Source organism: Gilliamella sp. Fer4-1, assembly GCF_001690515.1.
GTDB lineage: Bacteria > Pseudomonadota > Gammaproteobacteria > Enterobacterales > Orbaceae > Gilliamella > Gilliamella apicola_C.
In genome coordinates this window covers 1-1,982 of sequence record NZ_LZGZ01000117.1, presented here as the reverse complement: position 1 = coordinate 1,982, position 1,982 = coordinate 1, and the positions used below count along the sequence as shown (strand labels likewise).

Annotated in this window: 3 protein-coding genes; 2 read left to right on the top strand and 1 reads right to left on the bottom strand. The window is 34.1% G+C overall.

The window, feature by feature from the left end; genetic code table 11:
* Together A9G30_RS04270 and A9G30_RS04265 are read left to right on the top strand one after the other, a co-directional pair.
* On the top strand, positions 1-377 hold a 377-nt coding region (locus A9G30_RS04270), incomplete at its 5' end, for an HPP family protein (protein WP_065588166.1).
* Positions 378-918: 541 nt separating this feature from the next.
* Positions 919-1,569: a DUF421 domain-containing protein gene (locus tag A9G30_RS04265; protein ID WP_065588165.1), complete on the top strand. Its 651-nt coding sequence runs from the start codon at positions 919-921 to the stop codon at positions 1,567-1,569.
* A 68-nt stretch (positions 1,570-1,637) separates the two neighbouring features.
* Here the strand turns inward: A9G30_RS04265 and A9G30_RS04260 are convergent, their stop codons facing one another.
* A complete protein-coding gene (locus A9G30_RS04260; RefSeq protein ID WP_065567589.1) occupies positions 1,638-1,910 on the bottom strand; it encodes a DksA/TraR family C4-type zinc finger protein in 273 nt (90 codons plus the stop codon).
* Between the last annotated feature and the right edge of the window lie 72 nt (positions 1,911-1,982).

Here is a 1,982-nt window from a genome sequence, read left to right as displayed (position 1 = left end):
GTGTAATTTTATTTGCAGTTTCTCAATCTCCTTTGGCGCAGCCTAGAAATGTGATCTTTGGGCATCTTATCTCAGCGTTTATTGGGTTGCTGTTTTTAAAGTTGCTTGGTGATTCAGTATTCGTTATCGCTTTCTCTGTGGGATGTGCTATTGCTACTATGCAGTTTTTGCGATGCGTGCATCCACCAGCAGGCGCTAATCCGCTAGTTATATTGTTAACAGCAAATCAAATTAATTATGATTTTAGCTTTTTGCTGTTTCCCGTGTTATCAGGCTCTATCGCATTAGTTATCATTGCGTACATTGTCAATAATCTTATCGGAAAAAGCAAGTGGCCAATCTATTGGTTTGCGCTCTTTCGTAATAAAAAATTATAGATAAATTTCCAATAAAAACGCGACTAATATTATTTTTATTGGAAATAATATAATTGTTTTTTCTCAAACCTGCTTGCAAATGGATGCAAAGATTTACAGTTAATATTGCAGTTAATTTAACAGTTAAGATTCTAAAGGAAGGTAATACGATAGTCGTTGTTGCTTTAGTGTATTGAGTAATAATCTAAAGCAATTTCGAGTTGGTTTTATGTCATCATTAATGGTATTTTATCACCACAATCATTATTGTTTTTCATTGTTGTAATTTTTAACTAATATTGCATAATAGAAATAAGTTATCGCAATCAAAGTAATAATCTTATAAATTATTTAAATTTTAGAGTACAATAATAATTGTTTATCTTAATGATCATGTCTTATTTTGGTTTTTTACTCATAAAATAAATATGAGTTGATTGTCAATTACACAAAAGTTACACCGATTTTTATATAAATTGTTACCTGTTCCAATTTGGAAGTTTTGTTCAATTCTGTATTTGGAATTGTAGTTCAACATATCATGTTAGCTGGGAGAAAGGAAATGTATTTATTAGAAATGGCACCAAAATTTTTGTTAGCACTAGTTATTTTACTTATTTACGTCAAGTTATCAGGTAAAAGTCAAATTGCACCAATGTCACAGCTTGATCAGGTCGGTAGTATGGTTATTGGTGCGCTCGTTGGGGGAGCGTTGCTGAGCCCAACGGTATCACCATGGGAGGCAGCGGGGTTAGTTGCTATTTGGGCTGGCTTGCTTGTTTTGATCCGTTATATCAAATCTAAAAATTCACGTCTACGAGATGCAATAGATGGTGAGCCTATTCAATTAGTTAAAAATGGTCATTTAATCACAGATAATTTTGTTAAAGCTAATTTACCAGTAAGAGATTTTGAAACCTTAGTTAATATACAAGGCATAGCTTCGTTTGATGAGTTAAAAGAAGTTTGGTACGAGCTAAACGGTTCTTTAACCATTATCAAACAAGGTGATAAAGATATTGCCCTGCTTATTATTGAAAACGGCAGTATTAGTCATGATAATCTTGAGCAACTCAAAAAAGATGAAGATTGGGTTAAACGTGAAATTTCTAGGCAAGGCTATGAAAAAATAGAAGATATTTTTTGTGCTGAGTGGTTTGATAATAAGTTAATTATTTATCCTTATGATGCGGTTCGTGAAGGTAAAAAATAAACATTACTTGTATTTTAGGGTGGCGCAATCCACCCTTTTTTGCTGATTTATTTTGGCTTTTGTTGTGATTAGCGCAGTTGACTATCTTTACTGCCTCGGCGATTATATAAACTTGATGCTTTAGCAATCCGCTTGTCGATTTCTTGTTGGCAAGACAAACAATATTGTACGCCGGGTAATGCTATTTTTCTGGCTTCAGCGATAGGGTCGCCACACTCAATGCAAAAGTGAGCGCTAATTGTACCGTAATTGAGTTGTCGCCTTGCGTTTTCTATAGCATCGGCAATAGTACCTTCGATTTGTTGGTTAACAGCATCGTCAGATGCCCATCCACTTGCCATAAAAGTAGCCTCCTATAACTGAAATAGTAGGGTAATGATATGGTGTTTTTTTGGGCTGTTTCAAGTAATTTA

Coding starts and splice junctions, on each gene's coding strand:
- A9G30_RS04265 (WP_065588165.1), top strand. CDS start 919: ATGTATTTATTAGAAATGGCACCAAAATTTTTGTTAGCACTAGTTATT.
- A9G30_RS04260 (WP_065567589.1), bottom strand. CDS start 1,910: ATGGCAAGTGGATGGGCATCTGACGATGCTGTTAACCAACAAATCGAA.